We start from the raw sequence: 18,202 nt of genomic DNA, 5'->3' as shown, positions 1-18,202 counted from the left end.
ATTGCCGGTTCCACGGCCTGCTGATCTTGTGGATCAAGGGTTTAGGGACTGGCTTCACAGGAAAAAGCGCCTGCCGGCTTCGTCCGCGCGGTGCCCGGAACCTCCAGTCCCATGCGCCTGTCCACGATCAAGCTGTCCGGTTTCAAGTCGTTCGTCGACCCGACCACGTTGCATCTGCCCACCAACATGACCGGCATCGTCGGCCCCAATGGTTGCGGCAAGTCCAACATCATCGATGCGGTGCGCTGGGTGATGGGCGAAAGCTCGGCCAGCCGCCTGCGCGGCGACTCGCTGACCGACGTGATCTTCTCCGGTTCCTCGGCGCGCAAGCCGGTGTCGCAGGCGACGGTGGAGCTGATCTTCGACAACTCCGATCACACCATCACCGGCGAGTTCGCCTCGTTCAACGAGATCTCGGTCAAGCGACTGGTCAGCCGCGACGGCACCAGTGCGTATTACCTCAACGGCACCAAGTGCCGACGCCGCGACATCACCGACCTGTTCCTGGGCACCGGTCTGGGCCCGCGCAGCTACTCGATCATCGAGCAGGGCATGATCAGCCAGATCATCGAGGCGCGCCCGGAAGACCTGCGCGTGTATCTGGAAGAGGCCGCCGGCATTTCCAAGTACAAGGAACGCCGCAAGGAAACCGAAACACGCATTCGCCACACTCGCGAAAATCTCGATCGCCTGGGCGATCTGCGCGAAGAAATCACCAAGCAGCTGGCGCATCTGCAGCGCCAGGCGCGCCAGGCCGAGCAGTATCAGGCCTTGCAGGAAGAGCGCCGGATCAAGGACGCCGAATGGAAGGCGCTGGAATACCGCGGCCTGGATGGCCGGCTGCAGGGCCTGCGCGAAAAATTGAATCAGGAAGAGACCCGCCTGCAGCAGTTGATCGCCGAACAGCGCGATGCCGAAGCGCGCATCGAAACCGGCCGTGTGCGTCGCGAGGAAGCCGCCGAAGCGGTGGCCAAGGCGCAGGCCGATGTCTATCAGGTCGGTGGTGCGTTGGCGCGCATCGAGCAGCAGATCCAGCATCAGCGCGAACTCTCGCACCGCCTGCACAAGGCGCGCGATGAGGCGCAGAGCCAGCTGCAGGAACTGACCCAGCATATCAGCGGCGACTCGGCCAGATTGGCGGTGCTGCGCGAGGCGGTGGCCGCGGCCGAACCGCAGCTGGAACAGCTGCGCGAAGACCACGAATTCCGTCAGGAATCGCTACGCGAAGCCGAAGCGCGCCTGGCCGACTGGCAGCAGCGCTGGGAAACCCACAACCGCGACACCGGCGAAGCCTCGCGTGCCGGCGAAGTGGAGCGCACGCGTGTCGATTATCTCGATCGCCAGTCGCTGGAAGCCGACCGCCGCCGCGAAGCACTGGTCAACGAGCGCGCCGGGCTGGATCTGGATGCGCTGGCCGAAGCGTTCGAGCAGATCGAGCTACGCCACGAAACCCAGAAGACCTCGCTGGACGGGTTGACCGAGCAGGTCGAAGCGCGCAAGCACGCGCTCGGCGGGCTGCAGGAACAGCAACGGGCAAGCCAGGGCGAACTGGCCGAGGTGCGCAAGCAGGCGCAGGCCGCACGTGGTCGGCTGTCGTCGCTGGAAACCTTGCAGCAGGCCGCGCTCGGCCAGGAGCAGGGCGCGGCGGTGGCGTGGCTGAAGTCGCGCGGTCTGGATTCGGCGGCGCGCGTCGGCGAGCGCATCACGGTCGAAGGCGGCTGGGAAAATGCGGTCGAAGGTGCACTGGGGCAGTTGATCGAAGGCGTGCTGGTGGATGCGCCGGAGCAACTGGTCGATGCGCTGGGCGAGTTGGGTGACGGCCGCATCGCGCTGGTGTCCAGTGCCAGCGACAACGCCAACTTCGCACCGACCTCGCTGGCGGCCAAGGTGCAGGGGCCGATCGCAATCCGTCGCCTGCTCGCGCGCCTGCACGCGGCCGAGGATCTGGATGCTGCACGCACGCTGCAGCGCAGCCTGCCCGAGGGCGATTCGGTCATCACCCGCAATGGCGAGCGGCTGGGCGAGGGCTGGGTGCGCGTGTCGCGTTCCGGCGCCGCCAAGCAGGGCGCCTTGTTGCGCGAGCGCGAGATTCAAGAATTACGCGCGCAGATCGAAACCTTGCAGGAGCGCGAAGCCGACCTTGAGCAGCGCCTGGGCAGCTTCCGCGAGCAGTTGCTGGCTGCCGAGCAGCAACGCGAAGATGCACAGCGTCAGTTGTACATGGCGCACCGCAGCGTCTCCGAACTGGCCGGTCAGCTGCAGAGTCAGCAAGGCAAGGTCGATGCCGCACGCACGCGCATCGAACGCATTGAAAGCGAATTGTCGCAGCTGCTGGAAACACTGGATACCAGCCGTGAGCAGGCACGCGAAGCGCGCGCCAAACTCGAAGACGCGGTCACCCTCATGGGCGATCTGCAGGGCACCCGCGCGGCGTTGGAAAACGAACGCCGTCAGCTCACCGATGCGCGCGACCAGGCCCGCGATGCCGCACGTGGCGTGCGCGATGCGATGCACGCATTGGCGCTTACGCTTGAATCGCAACGCACGCAAATCACCTCGCTCAGCCAGACACTGGAGCGCATGGACAGCCAGCGCGGCCAGCTCGATACGCGCCTGGAAGACCTGGTCGCCCAGCTCAGCGAAGGCGATTCGCCGGTGGAAACGCTGGAGCACGAGCATCAGGCCGCCTTGAGCGAGCGTGTGCGCACCGAGCGCGTACTGAGCGAAGCGCGCACCATGCTGGAGAGTGTTGACGGCGAACTGCGCAGCTACGAACAGACCCGTCAGCAGCGCGACGAACAGGCACTGGGCCAGCGCGAGCGCATCTCGCAGCGCAAGCTCGATCAGCAAGCCCTGGTGCTCAGCGCCGAACAGTTGGAGGCTGCGGTGGTGAAGGCCGGCTTCGTGCTCGAAGATGTTGTCAACGGCTTGCCCGAATCGGCCAATCTGGCCGAGTGGGAGGCGGCGGTCGGTCAGATCGATGGGCGCATGCGGCGGCTGGAACCGGTCAACCTGGCCGCGATCCAGGAATACGGCGAAGCGGCGCAACGCTCCGAATATCTCGACGCGCAAAATCTCGATCTCAACACCGCGCTGGAAACCCTGGAAGAAGCGATCCGCAAGATCGACCGCGAGACCCGCGGCCGTTTCAAGGACACCTTCGACCGCGTCAATTCCGGCGTGCAGGCACTGTATCCGCGGCTGTTCGGCGGCGGGCATGCCTATCTGGAACTCACCGGCGAAGACCTGCTCGACACCGGCGTGACCATCATGGCGCGCCCGCCGGGCAAGCGCGTGTCCAGCATCTCGCTGCTGTCCGGTGGCGAAAAGGCGATGACCGCCGTGGCGCTGGTGTTTGCGATCTTCCAGCTCAATCCCGCGCCGTTCTGCCTGCTCGACGAGGTGGACGCGCCGCTGGACGAGGCCAATGTCGGCCGCCTGGCCAACATGGTTCGGGAGATGAGCGAGAAAGTGCAGTTCCTGTTCGTCAGCCACAACAAGGCGACGATGGAGGCCGCGCGTCAGCTCTCCGGCGTGACCATGCGCGAGCCGGGCGTCAGCCGTCTGGTCAGCGTTGACCTGGAAGAAGCCGCACGTTTGGCGGGTGCGGCATGACGTGCCATGCTTGTTGGAATATCGACACCTGTCACTCTTATGCGGAGGCACGCTGAATGTCCGACATGGCCATGATCCGGATCGGGATCCTGATCGCTGGACTGCTGCTGGTCGCGGCCATCTTTCTGTTTGGTCGCCCGAAAAAATCGCCGCAAGGGCGCCGGGTCGACAAGGACGACGGGCAACCGCGCGAACGCCGCGAGCCGGTGATTTCCGGCGAGCCGGGCGTGGAGGGCGACCCGTTCGAGCGCACTGAAGGTGCCGAGCAGAGCGAACTCAATCTGGACGATGCCGATGCGGCCGGCGGTAACGATGTCGGCAAGCGTCCGAATCAGGACTTCGACAAGATCGTCTCGCTGTTCGTCGCAGCCAAGGCCGGCCAAGTGCTGCGTGGCGAAGACGTGGTGGTGGCTGCAGAGAAGACCGGGTTGGTGTTCGGCCACATGAATGTCTTCCACCGCTTGGTGGAAGGGCACCCGGAGCGCGGGCCGATCTTCAGCATGGCCAGCATCCTCAAGCCCGGCAGTTTCGACATGGCCAACATCCGCGAGATGCAGACCCCGGCGATCGCATTTTTCCTCACGCTGCCGGCGCCGATGACTGCGCTGGATGCCTGGGAAAAAATGCTGCCGACCGTGCAGCGCATGGCCGAACTACTCGATGGCGTGGTGCTGGACGACAGCCGCAATGCGCTGGGCCGTCAACGTGTGGCGCATATCCGCGATGAGCTGCGCGCCTACGATCGCCAGCATCAGGCGCCGCCGCTAACCAAGTCGCCGCGCTGGTGATTCCCTCTCCCGCAGGAGAGGGAATCAAAGCCCCTCTCCTGCGGGAGAGGGGTTGGGGTGAGGGTACGGCGCGAAGCCCTGGTGTGGTTCCAACTGCACGAGGCTTCGCTCGCACCCTCATCCGCCCCTTCGGGGCACCTTCTCCCGAGGGGAGAAGGGATTGCCACTCAGTGCTTAGTGCTCAACGCTTCGCCTTGGCAAACGCCTCGCGAAAACGCAGCATCTCTGCCTCGGTGCCGACGCTTATGCGCACGCGCTTGGGCCAGATCGGCCAGCTGCGGCCGGCGATGACGCCCTGTTTCTGCATCGAATCGGCGAACACGCTGGCGTCGCGCTTGACGTCGAGCAGGAAGCAGTTGGCCTGCGTGGGCAGGCAGGTGTAGCCCTTGGTCTTGAGCCAGGCGACGGTGTCGTCGCGCACGCGCGCATTTTCCGCGCGCCGGGTCTGCAGCAGTTGCGGGTCGCGCAGGCTGGCGATGCCGGCGGCCATTGCCGGGACCGACAACGGGTTGCTGCCCAAGCTGGCGAGCTTGGTCTGCAGCCCCGGCGGCGCCAACGCAGCGCCCAGGCGCAGGCCGGCCATGCCGTAGAGCTTGGAGAAGCTGCGCAACACGATCAGGTCCTGGCGCTGACGCACCAGATCGGCCACCGACGGTTCGTTGCTGTAGTGGATGTAGGCTTCGTCGACTACCAGCACTGCGCTGGCCGGCTTGTTTGCCAGCAGCCATTCGATGTCGGCACGCGGGGTGATGGCGCCAGTGGCGTTGCCGGGGTTGCATAGATAGATCAGGCCGGCGGTTGGGTCGGCCTTGGCCATCGCCTTGACGTCGTGCGCGCCATCGGCCCGCAGCGGCACCTTGCGCACCGGCACGCCGCGCGCGGTGGCGCTGTCGACGATCGGATCGAAGCTCGGGTCGGCCACCACCAGCCCGGCACGCGCCGAGGTGAACAGGCTGCCGGCACGATTCAATGCATCCCTGGAACCGGGAAACAACGCGAGATGGTCGTTGGGCAGTTGCAACTCGCCGGTCATCAGATTGCGCAGGTCCTGCTCCATCTCGAACAGGTAGCGGCCCGAACGCGCCAGCGAGCGCGTCGCGGCATCCAGCGCGGCCGGCGCCGGCCCGAGCGGATGCTCGTTGAGGTTGAGATACACCGCACCGGCGGCCGGCGCCACGCTGGGCGTTGCCGCTGCCGCTGCGGCTGCGCGCTTGCGGGCTGCCTCTGCCGCAGGTGCCAGTCCCAATGCGGACACCGCCACGCCAACGCTGGCGAGGCTGAGAAACGAACGGCGCGAGACGGGCAACGACACGGGTGAACTCCAGACGGGTGGGCGGCAGAGGGCGCCACGCTATCGGGTTTGTGCTTGTCTGCCTATCGGGAAATACCCGTAGGGCTTGCTGCCTTCGCTGAAAACTAGGGTGAGAGGCTGATTTCAGGTGCGTACTTGTCTTGCATTGGATGGCGCCACCGCCACCGCCATCAACAAAGACGCTGCAGTGTCCGACGACTGAGGCAGAAGTGCGTCCTGTGCCAGCCAACTACACGCCTCTATCAATGTCATCAGTACACGCCGATGCCCCTGTAGAACGATAGAATTAGAGATCTCGAATAGGCAATTGGTTTAGACGATGGAACAAAGTGTGATCGAACGGGCACGAGAGCTTCGGCGGCGTATCGAGAATGCTGACCACCGGTATTACGAGCTCGCAGATCCTGAAATTACAGATGCGCAGTACGACCAGCTCTTTAGGGAGCTACAGGAACTGGAACAGAAGTATCCAGAGCTGATCACGGCTGACTCACCATCCATGAGAGTTGGTGGCGCCGTTCGAAGATCATTTGTAAAAGTTAGACACTCAATCCCCATGCTTTCTTTAGCGAACGCATTTGATGAGGTCGAGGTGAATAACTTTGTCGATCGAATTTTTCGTCGTATAGGTAGTTCAAGCCCACTCAAATTTTCTGTCGAACCAAAGTTCGATGGTCTAGCAATCAGCTTGCGTTACGAATTAGGTGAATTTGTTCAAGGTGTGACTCGTGGTGATGGCGTTGTGGGTGAAGATGTTAGTGAGAACATTCGAACAATAAGGTCAGTTCCATTGAGGCTAAGGGGCAGTAACGTTCCAGCCGTTTTGGAAGTTCGGGGCGAGGTTTACATGCCACGGAATGGATTCGCTGAATTTAATAAGCGGGCTATGGCTCGGGGTGAAAAACTTCTCGCTAATCCGAGAAATGGAGCGGCAGGTTCTTTACGTCAGCTAGATAGCCGTATTGCAGCCCAGCGTCCGCTTTCTTTCTTTGCATATGGGGTAGGACTTATTCAAGTAGAACAGGACCTCTTCGAAGAGATCCCGCAAAGTGTTGCGTCAACCCATTCAGCAATGCTGGCGCAGCTGCGCGAATGGGGTTTCCCGGTCAGCGCCCTGGTCGAGGTAGTGCAGGGCAGTGACGGGCTGTTGGCGTATTACCAGCGCATTGGTGCCGCGCGCGACGGGCTGCCATTCGATATCGATGGCGTGGTCTACAAGCTCGACGATCTGGCCGGGCAGCGTGAGATGGGCTTTGTCTCGCGCGCGCCGCGCTGGGCGATTGCACATAAATTCCCGGCGCAGGAGCAGTCCACCACGGTGGAAGCGATCGAGATCCAGATCGGGCGTACCGGTGCGGCCACGCCGGTGGCGCGGCTGAAGCCGGTGCATGTGGCCGGGGTGATCGTCACCAACGCAACGCTGCACAACGCCGACCAGATCGCGCGGCTGGATGTGCGCGTGGGCGATACGGTGATCGTGCGGCGCGCCGGCGATGTGATTCCGGAAGTGGCCGGCGTGGTCGCCGATCAACGGCCACCCGGCACGCAGCCATGGCAGATGCCCACGCAATGCCCGGTGTGCGGCTCGGAGATCGTGCGCGAGGAGGGCGAAGCGGTGTGGCGTTGCTCCGGCGAGCTGACCTGCCCGGCGCAGCGTAAGGAAGCGTTCCGGCATTTCGTCTCGCGCCGCGCGATGGATGTCGATGGCCTGGGCGAAAAATTCATCGAGGTGCTGGTCGATAGCGGCGTGGTGCAGGGCGTTGCCGATCTGTATTTGCTCACAGTCGATCAGCTGCTGCAGTTGCGTCTGATCAGCACCGCCGAAAGTCCGCATGCGTTCTTGCGTGAAGCGCGCGAGCATCTGGCCACCGGGGCGTATGCGCAGCTGGAAAACACGGTAGTCAGTATCGGTGTGGATCTGGCTGGCGAGCGCGAGGTGCCGCAGACCTGGCAGGCCGATCTATTGCGCGCCGGCTTGCCGGCCTTCGACTGGAACCGCAAGAAGATCGCCACCAAGTGGGCGGAAAACCTGATCGAGGCGATCGAAAAATCGCGGGACACCACGCTTGAACGTTTCCTGTTTGCGCTGGGCATCGAACATGTCGGCGAGAGCACGGCCAAGGCGTTGTCGGCCTGGTTCGGCGATCTGGAACTGATCCGCCACCTGCCGTGGCCGCTGTTCAAGCGCGTGCCCGATATCGGTGGCGAGGTGGCGCGCTCGCTCGGGCACTTCCTGGATCAGCCCGGCAATCAGCAGGCCATCGACGATCTGCTGCAACGTGGCGTGCGCATCGGCGATGCACATCCGCCTTCGCCCAAGCTGCGCGACGCGCTGAGTTTTGCCAGCGTGCTGGAAGACATGGATATCCCCAAGGTGACGCCGGTGCGTGCGCAGCAACTGGCCGCCGCAGTGGACTCGTTCGATGCGTTGCGCAGCGCCGGTGCCGATGCCTTGCTGCAGGCCGGCGTCCCCGCGCCGGTCGTTGCCTCGGTGCAGCAGTGGCTGGAGCGGCCGGAAAACGCGGCCTTGGCCAGCGACGCGCAGCAGGCGATGGAAACGGTGCTCTCGCGCCTGCCCGAAGCCGATGCGCTGCAGACCGGTCCGCTCGACGGCCAGACCGTGGTCATCACCGGCACCTTGGCCGCATTGACGCGCGATGCCGCCAAGCAGCGCCTGGAAGCGTTGGGCGCGAAAGTCGCCGGCAGCGTCTCCAAGAAAACCGCGTTTCTGGTGGCTGGCGAAGAAGCCGGTTCCAAGCTCGACAAGGCGCAGTCGCTGGGCGTGGAGATCTGGGACGAAGCGCGGCTGCTGGCGTTTCTCGGCGAGCACGGCCAGCAGCCATGAGGGCGGCGCAGATCGATCTGGCCGCGTTGCAGTTACGCGCGCGGCTCAATGCGGTGATCCGCGCGTTCTTCGCCGAGCGTGGCGTGCTGGAAGTGGAAACGCCGGTGCTCTCGGAGGCCGGCAACACCGAGCCGAATATCGACAGTTTCAGCACGCGCTTCAGCGGCCATGTGGATGCCGGCGCACCGCTACGTTGGTTGCGCACCTCGCCGGAATATCCGCTCAAGCGCCTGCTCGCGGCCGGCGTGGGCGATTGCTACGAGCTGGGGCGGGTGTTCCGCAATGGCGAAGCCGGCGGCCGCCACAATCCCGAGTTCAGCATGCTCGAGTGGTACCGGGTGGGCTGGGACGATCGCGCCTTGGCGCAGGAGACCATCGCGTTGGTGCAGCAGGCGCTTGCGTTGGTCCAGCGCCAGGCGCGCGTGCAGGCGCTGAGCTATCGCGACCTGTTCCTGCAGCAGTTGGGTATCGACCCGTTGCTCGACCCCATCGAAACGCTGCGCGCACCGCTACACGACATCGCCATCGATCCAGCCGGCCTGACCCGCGACGATTGGTTGGACCTGCTGATGACCCATCGCATCCAGCCCAGCTTCGCCAGCGACACCTTGACTGTGGTGCACGACTGGCCGGCCAGCCAATGCGCATTGGCGCGCATCCGCCACGACAGCCCGCCGGTGGCCGAGCGCTTCGAGCTGTATCTGGGCGCTTACGAGGTGGCCAATGGGTATCACGAGCTCAACGATGCGCAGGAGCAACGTGCGCGTTTCCTGCGCGACAACGCGGTGCGTGCCGCGCGCGGGTTGCAGCAGTTGCCATTGGATGAACGCTTGCTCGCGGTGTTGTCGCAGCTACCTGATTGCGCCGGTGTGGCGGTCGGCGTTGACCGCTTGTTGATGGCCTTGCGTGGCACCGCGCAGATAGCGGATGTGCTCGCGTTCGAGTTCGCCCGCGCCTAGCGCCGACGCAGCCTGCTCGGGCTGTGCCGCCGACTCCATGGCGGATCGCAGGCACGAAGTGCCATCCAGTTGTCATCGGCACCGTATTGCTTTCTTCACATCGATGATGCTCTCATCCTCACGTCCACGGGGGCGCGGCGCAGAGTGTGTTTGGGTGAGGAGTGTCGGCATGAAGTGGCTGGTCAGCTTATGCGGTTTGTGGTGCTTGCCGCTGCTGATGCTCGCCGACGCGCGTGCTTCGGATCGCGCCTCAGGCGTGGTGCGTTGCGAGTCCAAGGACATGGCGCGCACGCACTGTGCGATGGACACCGAACATGGTGTGCAACTGGTGCGCCAATTATCCGAAACCAGTTGTATTCGCGGCAGCGAGTGGGATGTAGAACGCGACGGCGTGTGGGTCGAGCAGGGCTGCCGTGCGGAGTTTGCCTCTGCACGCGTGTCAGCCTCTCCGCAGATGCGCCGCGTGGTGCGCTGCGACTCCAACGGCGGCAAAGTGGCCTGCCCGGTGATCCTGCGTGGTGCGCCAGTGCGCTTGTTGCGTCAACGATCGATGTGGCCGTGCAAGGAGGGCCGCACGTGGGGCACCCGCCGTAACGAGATCTGGGTGTCACGCGGTTGCGATGGCGAGTTCGAAGTCGGTGCCGAAGATGGTTCCGGCTTTGTGGCCGTGCCGCGCATGATCACCTGCGAGTCGAAGAAGAGCTCGCGCCGCACCTGTGGGGTATCGGTGGAGCGCCAGGTGCGTGTGGGCCGGCAGATCTCCAAAAAAGAATGCGTGGAAGGCCAGACCTGGGGCTGGAGCCGCGACGGGGTGTGGGTGAACGACGGCTGCCGTGCCGAGTTCATCGTCGACTGAGAGCGGCTGACAAGCCTGTTGCGCGTTTGTCTATTGCATGGCGTAGGACCTTGGACTTCGCTGCTGGGCGGCCGATCTGCGGTTTGGCTGCAGGGCCCTTGCCCGCCCACCATCGCGGGACACGCCGCAAGTACGTCCGTGTAGGCTCTTACGCGGCATCCATGCCGCGTAAGGTCCCGCGACGGTGGGCGGACAAGGACCAGTGGAGATGGTCGGTGTGCATGCTGCAAGCAATGCTTTAGCTGCTTCTATTGGCTTGCTCTCATGAAGTTGTATGCCCCGCACCAGAACGCTAAAGCACCCGCTAGACGGCCGCTTTTCACCCAACAGCCGACTAACTCTCTGGTGCGGTGCCCTCGCCGCTTGCGGGACCGTGTGGCGGCATGGATGCCGCCACCGAGCCTACATGGACGTACTTGCGGCGTGTCCCGCGAGCGGTGAGGGCACTGCGCGCTCGACCAACCAGGCTTTTACACCTGAATGTGTTGCAGCGCTCGGACGACGGGCCGAACACGGCAGGTCCACTGACTGGGCTGCCCGCGCGCCTTACAATAGCGCCATGAACGACAGCGCCCACATCGATTACGCCCGCTACGACCACATCCGCCCATTGCTGTGGACCGGCGATGCCCTGGAATTGCTCGACCAACGCAAGCTGCCCTTCGTGGTGGAGCATGTGCGTTGCGAGAGCAGCGATGCGGTGGCCGAGGCGATCCATTCGCTGGCGGTGCGCGGCGCCCCGGCGATCGGGATTGCGGCCGGGTGGGGCGTGGTGTTGGCGGCGCGCGAGATCGATGCCGATGACGGCAGCGCGGCACTGCAGAAGCTCGAACCGGCGCTATTGCGGCTCAATGCCGCGCGTCCGACCGCGGTCAATCTGGCCTGGGCGCTGATGCGCATGCGTCGCGTGCTGGGCGCTGCCGGCGCCGACTGGCGCGCGGTGATCGCGCGCGAGGCGCAGGCCATCGCCGATGAAGATCTGGCCGCCAATCGGCACATGGGCGCGCTGGGCGCTGCGCTGATCGCGCCGGGTAGTGGCGTGCTGACCCATTGCAATACCGGCTCGCTGGCCACCGCCGGTTTCGGCACTGCGCTGGGCGTGATCCGTGCCGGCATGGCGCAGCAGCGCATCGGCAAGGTGTTTGCCGGCGAGACCCGGCCGTGGTTGCAGGGCGCGCGCCTGACCGTGTGGGAGCTGCAGCAGGATGGCATCGACGCGACCTTGATTGCCGATTCGGCCGCCTCGCACCTGATGAAATCCGGCCTGGTGCAATGGGTGATCGTCGGCGCCGACCGCATCTGCGCCAATGGCGATACCGCCAACAAGATCGGCACCTATCAGCTGGCCATCGCCGCGCGCCACCACGGCGTCAAGTTCATGGTGGTGGCGCCGTCGTCGACGGTGGACATGGCGACCGCCAGCGGCGAGCAGATCGAGATCGAGCAGCGCGACCCGGGCGAATTGTTCGGGGTGGGCGGGGTCAGGACGGTGGCCGATGGCATCCATGCCTGGAACCCGGTGTTCGACGTCACCCCCGGCAGCTTGATCGATGCCATCGTCACCGAGCGTGGGGTGATTGCGCAGCCCGACCTGGCGCAGATGCAGGCCGCATTCGGCGCCTGAGCCCGGCGCGGTGCGATAACGCTGCCAACACCACGCAAACGTCCTGCAAGTGCTTGTTTCTGGCTGGTAAACCGGCGGCATCGGGCTGCCCCTTCGTGGTACAATCCGGGGCTTGAATCGATCGGCGGGAGCGTGGGGCCGGCAGCCTGTTGCAGGGTGCTCCCGACGCGGCTTTCCGGCTCGCCCGCCACCTCAAAATTACGGAACCCGAATGGCAGAAACCGCCAAGGAAATCATCCAGGTCAATCTGGAAGACGAGATGCGCAAGAGCTATCTCGATTACGCGATGAGCGTGATCGTGGGCCGCGCACTCCCCGATGCCCGTGATGGCCTCAAACCTGTGCATCGCCGCGTGCTGTTTGCCATGCACGTGCTGGGCGCGCACAGCAACAAGGCGTACTTCAAGTCGGCGCGTATCGTCGGCGACGTCATCGGTAAATATCATCCGCACGGCGACCAGTCGGTATACGACACGTTGGTGCGCATGGCGCAGCCGTTCTCGCTGCGCTACATGATGGTCGACGGCCAGGGTAACTTCGGTTCGGTCGATGGCGACTCTGCCGCGGCGATGCGTTACACCGAGTCGCGCATGTCGCGTCTGGCGCATGAGCTGATGGCCGACATCGACAAGGAAACCGTCGATTTCCAGCCCAATTACGACGAAAAGGAACTGGAACCGACGGTCATGCCGACCCGGTTCCCGAGCCTGCTGGTCAATGGCTCGGCCGGTATCGCGGTGGGCATGGCCACCAACATCCCGCCGCACAATCTGACCGAAGCGATCAACGCCTGCATCGCCTTGATCGACACGCCGGAGCTGGATGTCGAAGGCCTGATGGAGTACATCCCGGGCCCGGATTTCCCCACTGCCGGCATCATCAACGGCACCGCCGGCATTGCCGCCGGCTACCGCACCGGCCGTGGCCGGGTGCGCATGCGCGCCAAGGCCGACGTGGAAGTGGCCGACAACGGCCGTGAAGCGATCATCGTCACCGAGATCCCGTATCAGGTGAACAAGGCGCGGTTGATCGAGAAGATCGCCGAGCTGGTCAAGGAAAAGAAGCTCGAGGGCATCAGCGAGCTGCGCGATGAGTCCGACAAGGACGGCATGCGCATCTACATCGAGGTCAAGCGCGGCGAGTCGGCCGAGGTTGTGCTCAACAACCTGTATCAACAGACCCAGATGGAGTCGGTGTTCGGCATCAACATGGTGGCGCTGATCGACGGCCGCCCGCAGTTGATGAACCTCAAGCAGATGCTGCAGGCATTCATCCGCCACCGCCGCGAAGTGGTCACCCGCCGCACCATCTTTGAACTGCGCAAGGCGCGTGCGCGTGCGCATGTGCTGGAAGGCCTGACCGTCGCGTTGGCCAACATCGACGAGATGATCGAGCTGATCAAGACCTCGGCCAATCCGCAGGAAGCGCGCGAGCGCATGCTGGCCAAGACCTGGGAACCGGGCTTGGTCGGCGCCTTGCTGGGCGCAGCCGGTGCCGAAGCCTCCAAGCCGGAAGATCTGCCGCCGGGCGTGGGCCTGATCAAGGGCTTTTACCAGCTCACCGAAGTGCAGGCCTCGCAGATCCTGGAAATGCGTCTGCATCGCCTGACCGGGTTGGAGCAGGAAAAGCTGACCGACGAGTACAAGCAGTTGCTCGAGGTCATCCAGGGCCTGATCCGCATCCTGGAAAATCCCGACGTGCTGCTGCAGGTTATACGCGACGAGCTGATCAATATCCGCGAAGAGTACGGCGACGAACGCCGCACCGAAATCCGCCACAGCGAAGAAGATCTGGATATTCTCGATCTGATTTCGCCGGAAGACGTGGTGGTGACGCTGTCGCACGCCGGTTATGCCAAGCGCCAGCCGGTGAGCGCGTATCGTGCGCAGCGCCGTGGCGGCCGTGGTCGTTCTGCCGCGGCGACCAAGGAAGAGGACTTCATCGATCAGCTGTGGCTGGTCAACACGCACGACACGCTGCTGACCTTCACCAGCAGCGGCAAGGTGTTCTGGCTGCCGGTGTATCAGTTGCCGGAGGCCGGCTCCAATGCGCGCGGCCGTCCGATCATCAACTGGATTCCGCTGGAACCAGGCGAGCGCGTGCAGGCGGTGCTGCCGGTGCGCGAATACGCCGATAACCGCTATGTGTTCTTCGCCACGCGCAACGGCACGGTCAAGAAGACTCCGCTGAGCGAATTCGCGTTCCGCCTGGCGCGCGGCAAGATCGCCATCAACCTCGATGAGGGCGATGCGCTGGTCGGTGTGGCCTTGACCGATGGCGACCGCGACGTGCTGTTGTTCGCCTCCAACGGCAAGACCGTGCGCTTTGGCGAATCCACCGTGCGTTCGATGGGCCGTACCGCCACCGGCGTGCGCGGTATCCGTCTGACCAAGGGCGAAGAGGTGGTCAGCCTGATCGTGGCCGAGCGTGCTGCGGGCGTCGAAAGCGATGTCGAGGAAGAGAGCGTAGAGGACGTCGTGGAGACCACGGACGTGGCCGATGCGGCAGTGATCGAGGTCGCCGAAAACGACGACACGGCCTATATCCTCACCGCCACCGAGAACGGCTACGGCAAGCGCACCCCGCTGGCCGAGTATCCGCGCAAGGGACGTGGTACGCAGGGCGTGATCGGCATCCAGACCACCGAGCGCAACGGCAAGTTGGTGCGTGCAGTGTTGCTGGGCGGCACCGACGAAGTGCTGCTGATTTCCGACGGCGGTACGCTGGTGCGCACCCGCGGTTCGGAGATCTCGCGCGTGGGTCGCAACACGCAGGGCGTGACGCTGATCCGTCTGTCCAAGGGCGAAAAGCTGCAGGCGGTGGAACGTCTGGATGCCTCGCTGGATGAAGTGGAAGACGTGGTGGACGACGCAGCCGTCGCACCGGCGCCAAGCACCAGCGAGTTGCCGCCGACCGAAGCGTGATCACGCATAGCGAGTAACGCAGTTGAAGAAAAACGCCGGCGTACAGCCGGCGTTTTTTATTGCACGCGGTGACATCTGCAACTGCAACGCAGTTTTTTTCGACGAGGGCCGCAAAGAACGCGGCTCTTTCACCGTTGCGGGTCGAAGGTGGTTGGCGGTGCGGCGGCGTTGCGTCGCCGCAGAATCGAAGAGGAACAACTGATGACGATCGTGCATCTCCTTCCCGTCGCGGCCATTGGGCGCTGGCGACATTGGGAGGCGTGATTGGAGTGCTCGGCGCTGTGCTGCTTGCAGGCGGCGTGTGGTTGGCCGCGCTGGGCGGCTCCTGGTACTACGCGCCTGCGGGCGCGGCCATGCTGGTTGCCGGCGTGCTGCTGTTTCGCGGTCGCAATGCGGGCGCGTGGTGGTTTGCTGCAGTGGTGGTGGCGTCGTTGCTGTGGACATGGTGGGAGTCGGGCAGTGATTACTGGCGTTGGGTGCCGCGTGCGGGCTTGATCGTCGGCCTGGCGTTCGTGCTGGCGCTGCTGCTGCCCAAGTTGGAGCGCCCGGTGTCGCGCGCGCTGTCGCGCAGCGTGGCCGGCGTACTGGCGGCGGTGTTTGTGGTGGCCTTCGCGCTGGCGTTCGTGCCGTTGGGGTGACCGAAGCCGATGGCGCGTTGGCGCATGCGGCCGGTGTTGCCGCGAGCCTGGTCAATCGCAACGTTCCAGCGTCGCTTGCGTCTTCTGGCGCACAGCCGGCAAATGCGCCTGTCGATGACGACTGGGCCGCGTATGGGCGCAGCCAGCCCGGGCTGCGTTATTCGCCGCTGCGGCAGATCAATCGCGATAACGTTGCGCAGTTGAAGCAGGCCTGGCTCTTTCACACCGGCGACCTGCCAAGCAAGCGCTGGGGCGCGGAAACCACGCCGTTGAAAGTGGGCGACAGCCTGTATGTGTGCACTGCGCGCAATCAGGTGATCGCGCTGGATGCATCCAGCGGCAAGCAGCGTTGGCGCTACGATCCCAAGGTCAAGGACGAGGCGATTCCGTACACGGCCGCCTGCCGCGGCGTGTCGTATTACGAGATGCCGGCGGCAGCCAACGATGGCGCAGGAGCGGTGGCATCGGATGCTTCGGCAATGTGCCGCACGCGCATCATCGAAGGCACGCTGGATGGTCGCCTGATCGCACTGGATGCACGCAGCGGCACGCCGTGCGCGGACTTCGGCAACAACGGCCAGGTCGACATCACCGTGGGAATGGGCGAGACCCCGTCGGGCTATGTGTCGATCAATTCGCCACCGGCGATTGTGCGCGGGGTGGTGGTCACCGGGCATCAGGTGCTGGATGGGCAGAAGCGTTACGAGCCGTCCGGTGTGATCGAAGGCTTCGATGCGGTGACCGGCAAGTTGCGCTGGGCCTGGGACATGACCCATCCGGACTGGAACGGCGCACCGCCGGCGGGCCAGAGCTGGACGCGTGGCACGCCGAATATGTGGACCACCGCCGCGGCCGACGAACAGTTGGGCTATGTCTATCTGCCGATGGGCAATTCCACCGCCGATTACTGGAGCAGCTCGCGTACGCCGCAGGAGAATCGCAATGCGACCTCGCTGGTGGCGCTGGATGTCACCACCGGCAAGCCGGTGTGGAATTTCCAGACCACGCATATCGATGCCTGGGATTACGATCTGGGGTCGCAGCCGAGGCCGACAAACTGGGCTGGGCACCGCGCGACGAAGTGCGTAGCGATGCGGGCGGTGCGGAAGGTGCCGGCGACCCGCAGGCTGGCACGCCCTACGCGATCAACGTCAATGCCGGCTGGCGCTTGCCGTTCACCAAGTTGCTGTGCAAGGAGCCTCCTTATGGCGGCATCCGCGCGATCGATCTGGCCAGCGGCAAGACGCTATGGGACCGTCCGTTCGGCAGTGCGCGCGGCAATGGGCCGTTCGGTATCCGCTCGGGGTTGCCGATCGAGATCGGCACGCCGAACAACGGCGGTTCGGTAGTGACGGCAAGCGGGTTGATCCCATTGCCGCAGCCACCGACGACCTGATCCGCGCCATCGATCTGTCTACCGGCAAGGAGCTGTGGCACGCCAAGTTGCCGGCCGGTGGTCAGGCCAACCCGATGGTGTATGCCTACGGCGGCCGCGAGTATCTGGTGATCATGGCCGGCGGCCACCACTTCATGGAAACGCCTGCGGGCGATGCGGTGGTGGCGTATGCGTTGCCGCAGAAAACGCCTTGATTTGAGCCGTTCTCGAACCTGCTCGCCAGAGTTCGTTAGCCGTTCCTAAGGCTTGAAACAAAAAAAGCGCACCGTAAGTGGTGCGCTTTTTTTATGAGTAGTCGCAATGTACGTTTCAGCCAACGATGCTCATCGATACGCTGTCAGACAGCCATGCATCTACGTGTTGATCTAACAGAACACCGCGCCCGCGCTCTTGCGAATCCCGAATCCCGAATCCCGAATCCCGAATCCCGAATCAAGCCACATTCGCCGCAACTGCTTCTTCCATCACCGCATCCTGCGCGTCCTGCGCCAGCGTGGCCTTGACGATGATCGAGCGGATGGCGTCGGTGGCATCGGACAGTGGCACATCGCTGCTCAGACGCTGAAAGGTGTCGCGGCTGTTGTAGCCGGAGCCGTCTTTCAAATAGTGGTCGTACATCGACAGCAGGTCCTGGCAGGCCGTGATCAACGCGGCGACATTACCACGCACCAGCGCGTGGCCGATCTGGTCGAAGCTGTGCAAGCAGTCCGCCAACCAGTGCAGGTCGTAGCGGGCGGTGTTCGGTTCGGGGGCATTGTGGCCGCGGCTGTAAGCGCTATAGCGACGCAGGCTGCGCGCAACGCGTGCCACATGCGCAAACAAGGTGCCGATTTCGTTGGCGATGTCCAGTTGCTGCACCATCACCATCGGAATCACCTGGGCCGTGGTCGCCTGTTGCTCGGCCGCGTTCTGTTCCTGCTGCTCCAGTGACTGTTTGAGCACCGCGTAGCTGCGCTGCAGCGATTCCAGCTCCAGCGTGCTGGCGGCCGCGCGTGCCTTCAATTGCGACAGCGCAGCCTGGTAGCGGGCAAGACTGTCCTGGGTGCCCGCAAGCTGGCCGGACTCGGCACGCAGCTGCCGGCCACGCACGAACGCCAGCCCGGTGGCGATGAGCGCCCAGAGTGCGAATGCAGGCACCAGGTAGATCAGGATGCCCATGGAGGCTCCTCGAAACGTTGCATACCTTGTCGGCCTGATCCCGGCAGTCTTGAGGGCAATTGTCGAGAATGTGACGGGCTACGGTGGT

The 18,202-nt window shown here is 64.2% G+C and carries 10 protein-coding genes and 1 pseudogene; 8 read left to right on the top strand and 3 right to left on the bottom strand.

From position 1 onward, the window contains the following. Positions 1-111: 111 nt before the first annotated feature. Together smc and zipA are read left to right on the top strand one after the other, a co-directional pair. Positions 112-3,615, top strand: coding sequence for a chromosome segregation protein SMC (smc, locus tag XcyCFBP4188_RS09105; RefSeq protein ID WP_104591978.1), 3,504 nt, complete (start codon positions 112-114; stop codon positions 3,613-3,615). 56 nt (positions 3,616-3,671) lie between these two features. Next, positions 3,672-4,403: a cell division protein ZipA gene (gene zipA, locus XcyCFBP4188_RS09100; protein ID WP_006451582.1), complete on the top strand. Its 732-nt coding sequence runs from the start codon at positions 3,672-3,674 to the stop codon at positions 4,401-4,403. Positions 4,404-4,584: 181 nt separating this feature from the next. On the opposite strand, the gene XcyCFBP4188_RS09095 is transcribed toward zipA, so the two are convergent. Then, a complete protein-coding gene (locus XcyCFBP4188_RS09095; protein WP_104591977.1) occupies positions 4,585-5,715 on the bottom strand; it encodes a pyridoxal phosphate-dependent aminotransferase in 1,131 nt (376 codons plus the stop codon). A gap of 319 nt (positions 5,716-6,034) precedes the next feature. Here XcyCFBP4188_RS09095 and ligA point away from each other — a divergent pair, with 319 nt between their 5' ends. The 5 genes from ligA to gyrA all read left to right on the top strand — a co-directional run bounded on the left by ligA (position 6,035) and on the right by gyrA (position 14,922). Beyond that, a complete protein-coding gene (gene ligA, locus XcyCFBP4188_RS09090; protein WP_043909662.1) occupies positions 6,035-8,560 on the top strand; it encodes an NAD-dependent DNA ligase LigA in 2,526 nt (841 codons plus the stop codon). After that, entirely contained in the window at positions 8,557-9,519 is a 963-nt protein-coding gene (gene epmA, locus XcyCFBP4188_RS09085) for an EF-P lysine aminoacylase EpmA (RefSeq protein WP_006451578.1), read from the top strand. The genes ligA and epmA overlap by 4 nt, the downstream gene beginning before the upstream one ends. A gap of 169 nt (positions 9,520-9,688) precedes the next feature. Further along, positions 9,689-10,375 carry a DUF3011 domain-containing protein gene (locus XcyCFBP4188_RS09080; RefSeq protein ID WP_006451577.1) on the top strand — a complete coding sequence of 229 codons (687 nt, stop codon included), beginning with the start codon at positions 9,689-9,691 and terminating at the stop codon, positions 10,373-10,375. Between the two features lie 559 nt (positions 10,376-10,934). Further along, positions 10,935-11,999 (top strand): S-methyl-5-thioribose-1-phosphate isomerase, encoded by a 1,065-nt coding sequence (mtnA, locus tag XcyCFBP4188_RS09070; RefSeq protein WP_006451504.1) that lies wholly within the window; start codon positions 10,935-10,937, stop codon positions 11,997-11,999. Between the two features lie 211 nt (positions 12,000-12,210). After that, positions 12,211-14,922 carry a DNA gyrase subunit A gene (gene gyrA / locus XcyCFBP4188_RS09065; protein ID WP_006451503.1) on the top strand — a complete coding sequence of 904 codons (2,712 nt, stop codon included), beginning with the start codon at positions 12,211-12,213 and terminating at the stop codon, positions 14,920-14,922. Here gyrA and XcyCFBP4188_RS23040 read toward each other — a convergent pair whose 3' ends face one another. Further along, positions 14,923-15,138 (bottom strand): hypothetical protein, encoded by a 216-nt coding sequence (locus XcyCFBP4188_RS23040; RefSeq protein ID WP_167393521.1) that lies wholly within the window; start codon positions 15,136-15,138, stop codon positions 14,923-14,925. A 44-nt stretch (positions 15,139-15,182) separates the two neighbouring features. On the opposite strand from XcyCFBP4188_RS23040, the pseudogene XcyCFBP4188_RS09060 reads away from it, so the two are divergent. Then, positions 15,183-17,150 (top strand): annotated as a pseudogene (locus XcyCFBP4188_RS09060) (outer membrane protein assembly factor BamB family protein). Positions 17,151-17,388: 238 nt separating this feature from the next. Here XcyCFBP4188_RS09060 and XcyCFBP4188_RS09055 read toward each other — a convergent pair. Further along, positions 17,389-18,114: a hypothetical protein gene (locus tag XcyCFBP4188_RS09055; protein ID WP_006451499.1), complete on the bottom strand. Its 726-nt coding sequence runs from the start codon at positions 18,112-18,114 to the stop codon at positions 17,389-17,391. Between the last annotated feature and the right edge of the window lie 88 nt (positions 18,115-18,202).

The sequence above is a fragment of the Xanthomonas hortorum pv. cynarae genome (assembly GCF_002939985.1).
Lineage (GTDB): Bacteria > Pseudomonadota > Gammaproteobacteria > Xanthomonadales > Xanthomonadaceae > Xanthomonas > Xanthomonas hortorum_D.
Note: the sequence above shows the minus strand (reverse complement) of the source record. Positions and strands in the feature narration are given on the sequence as shown.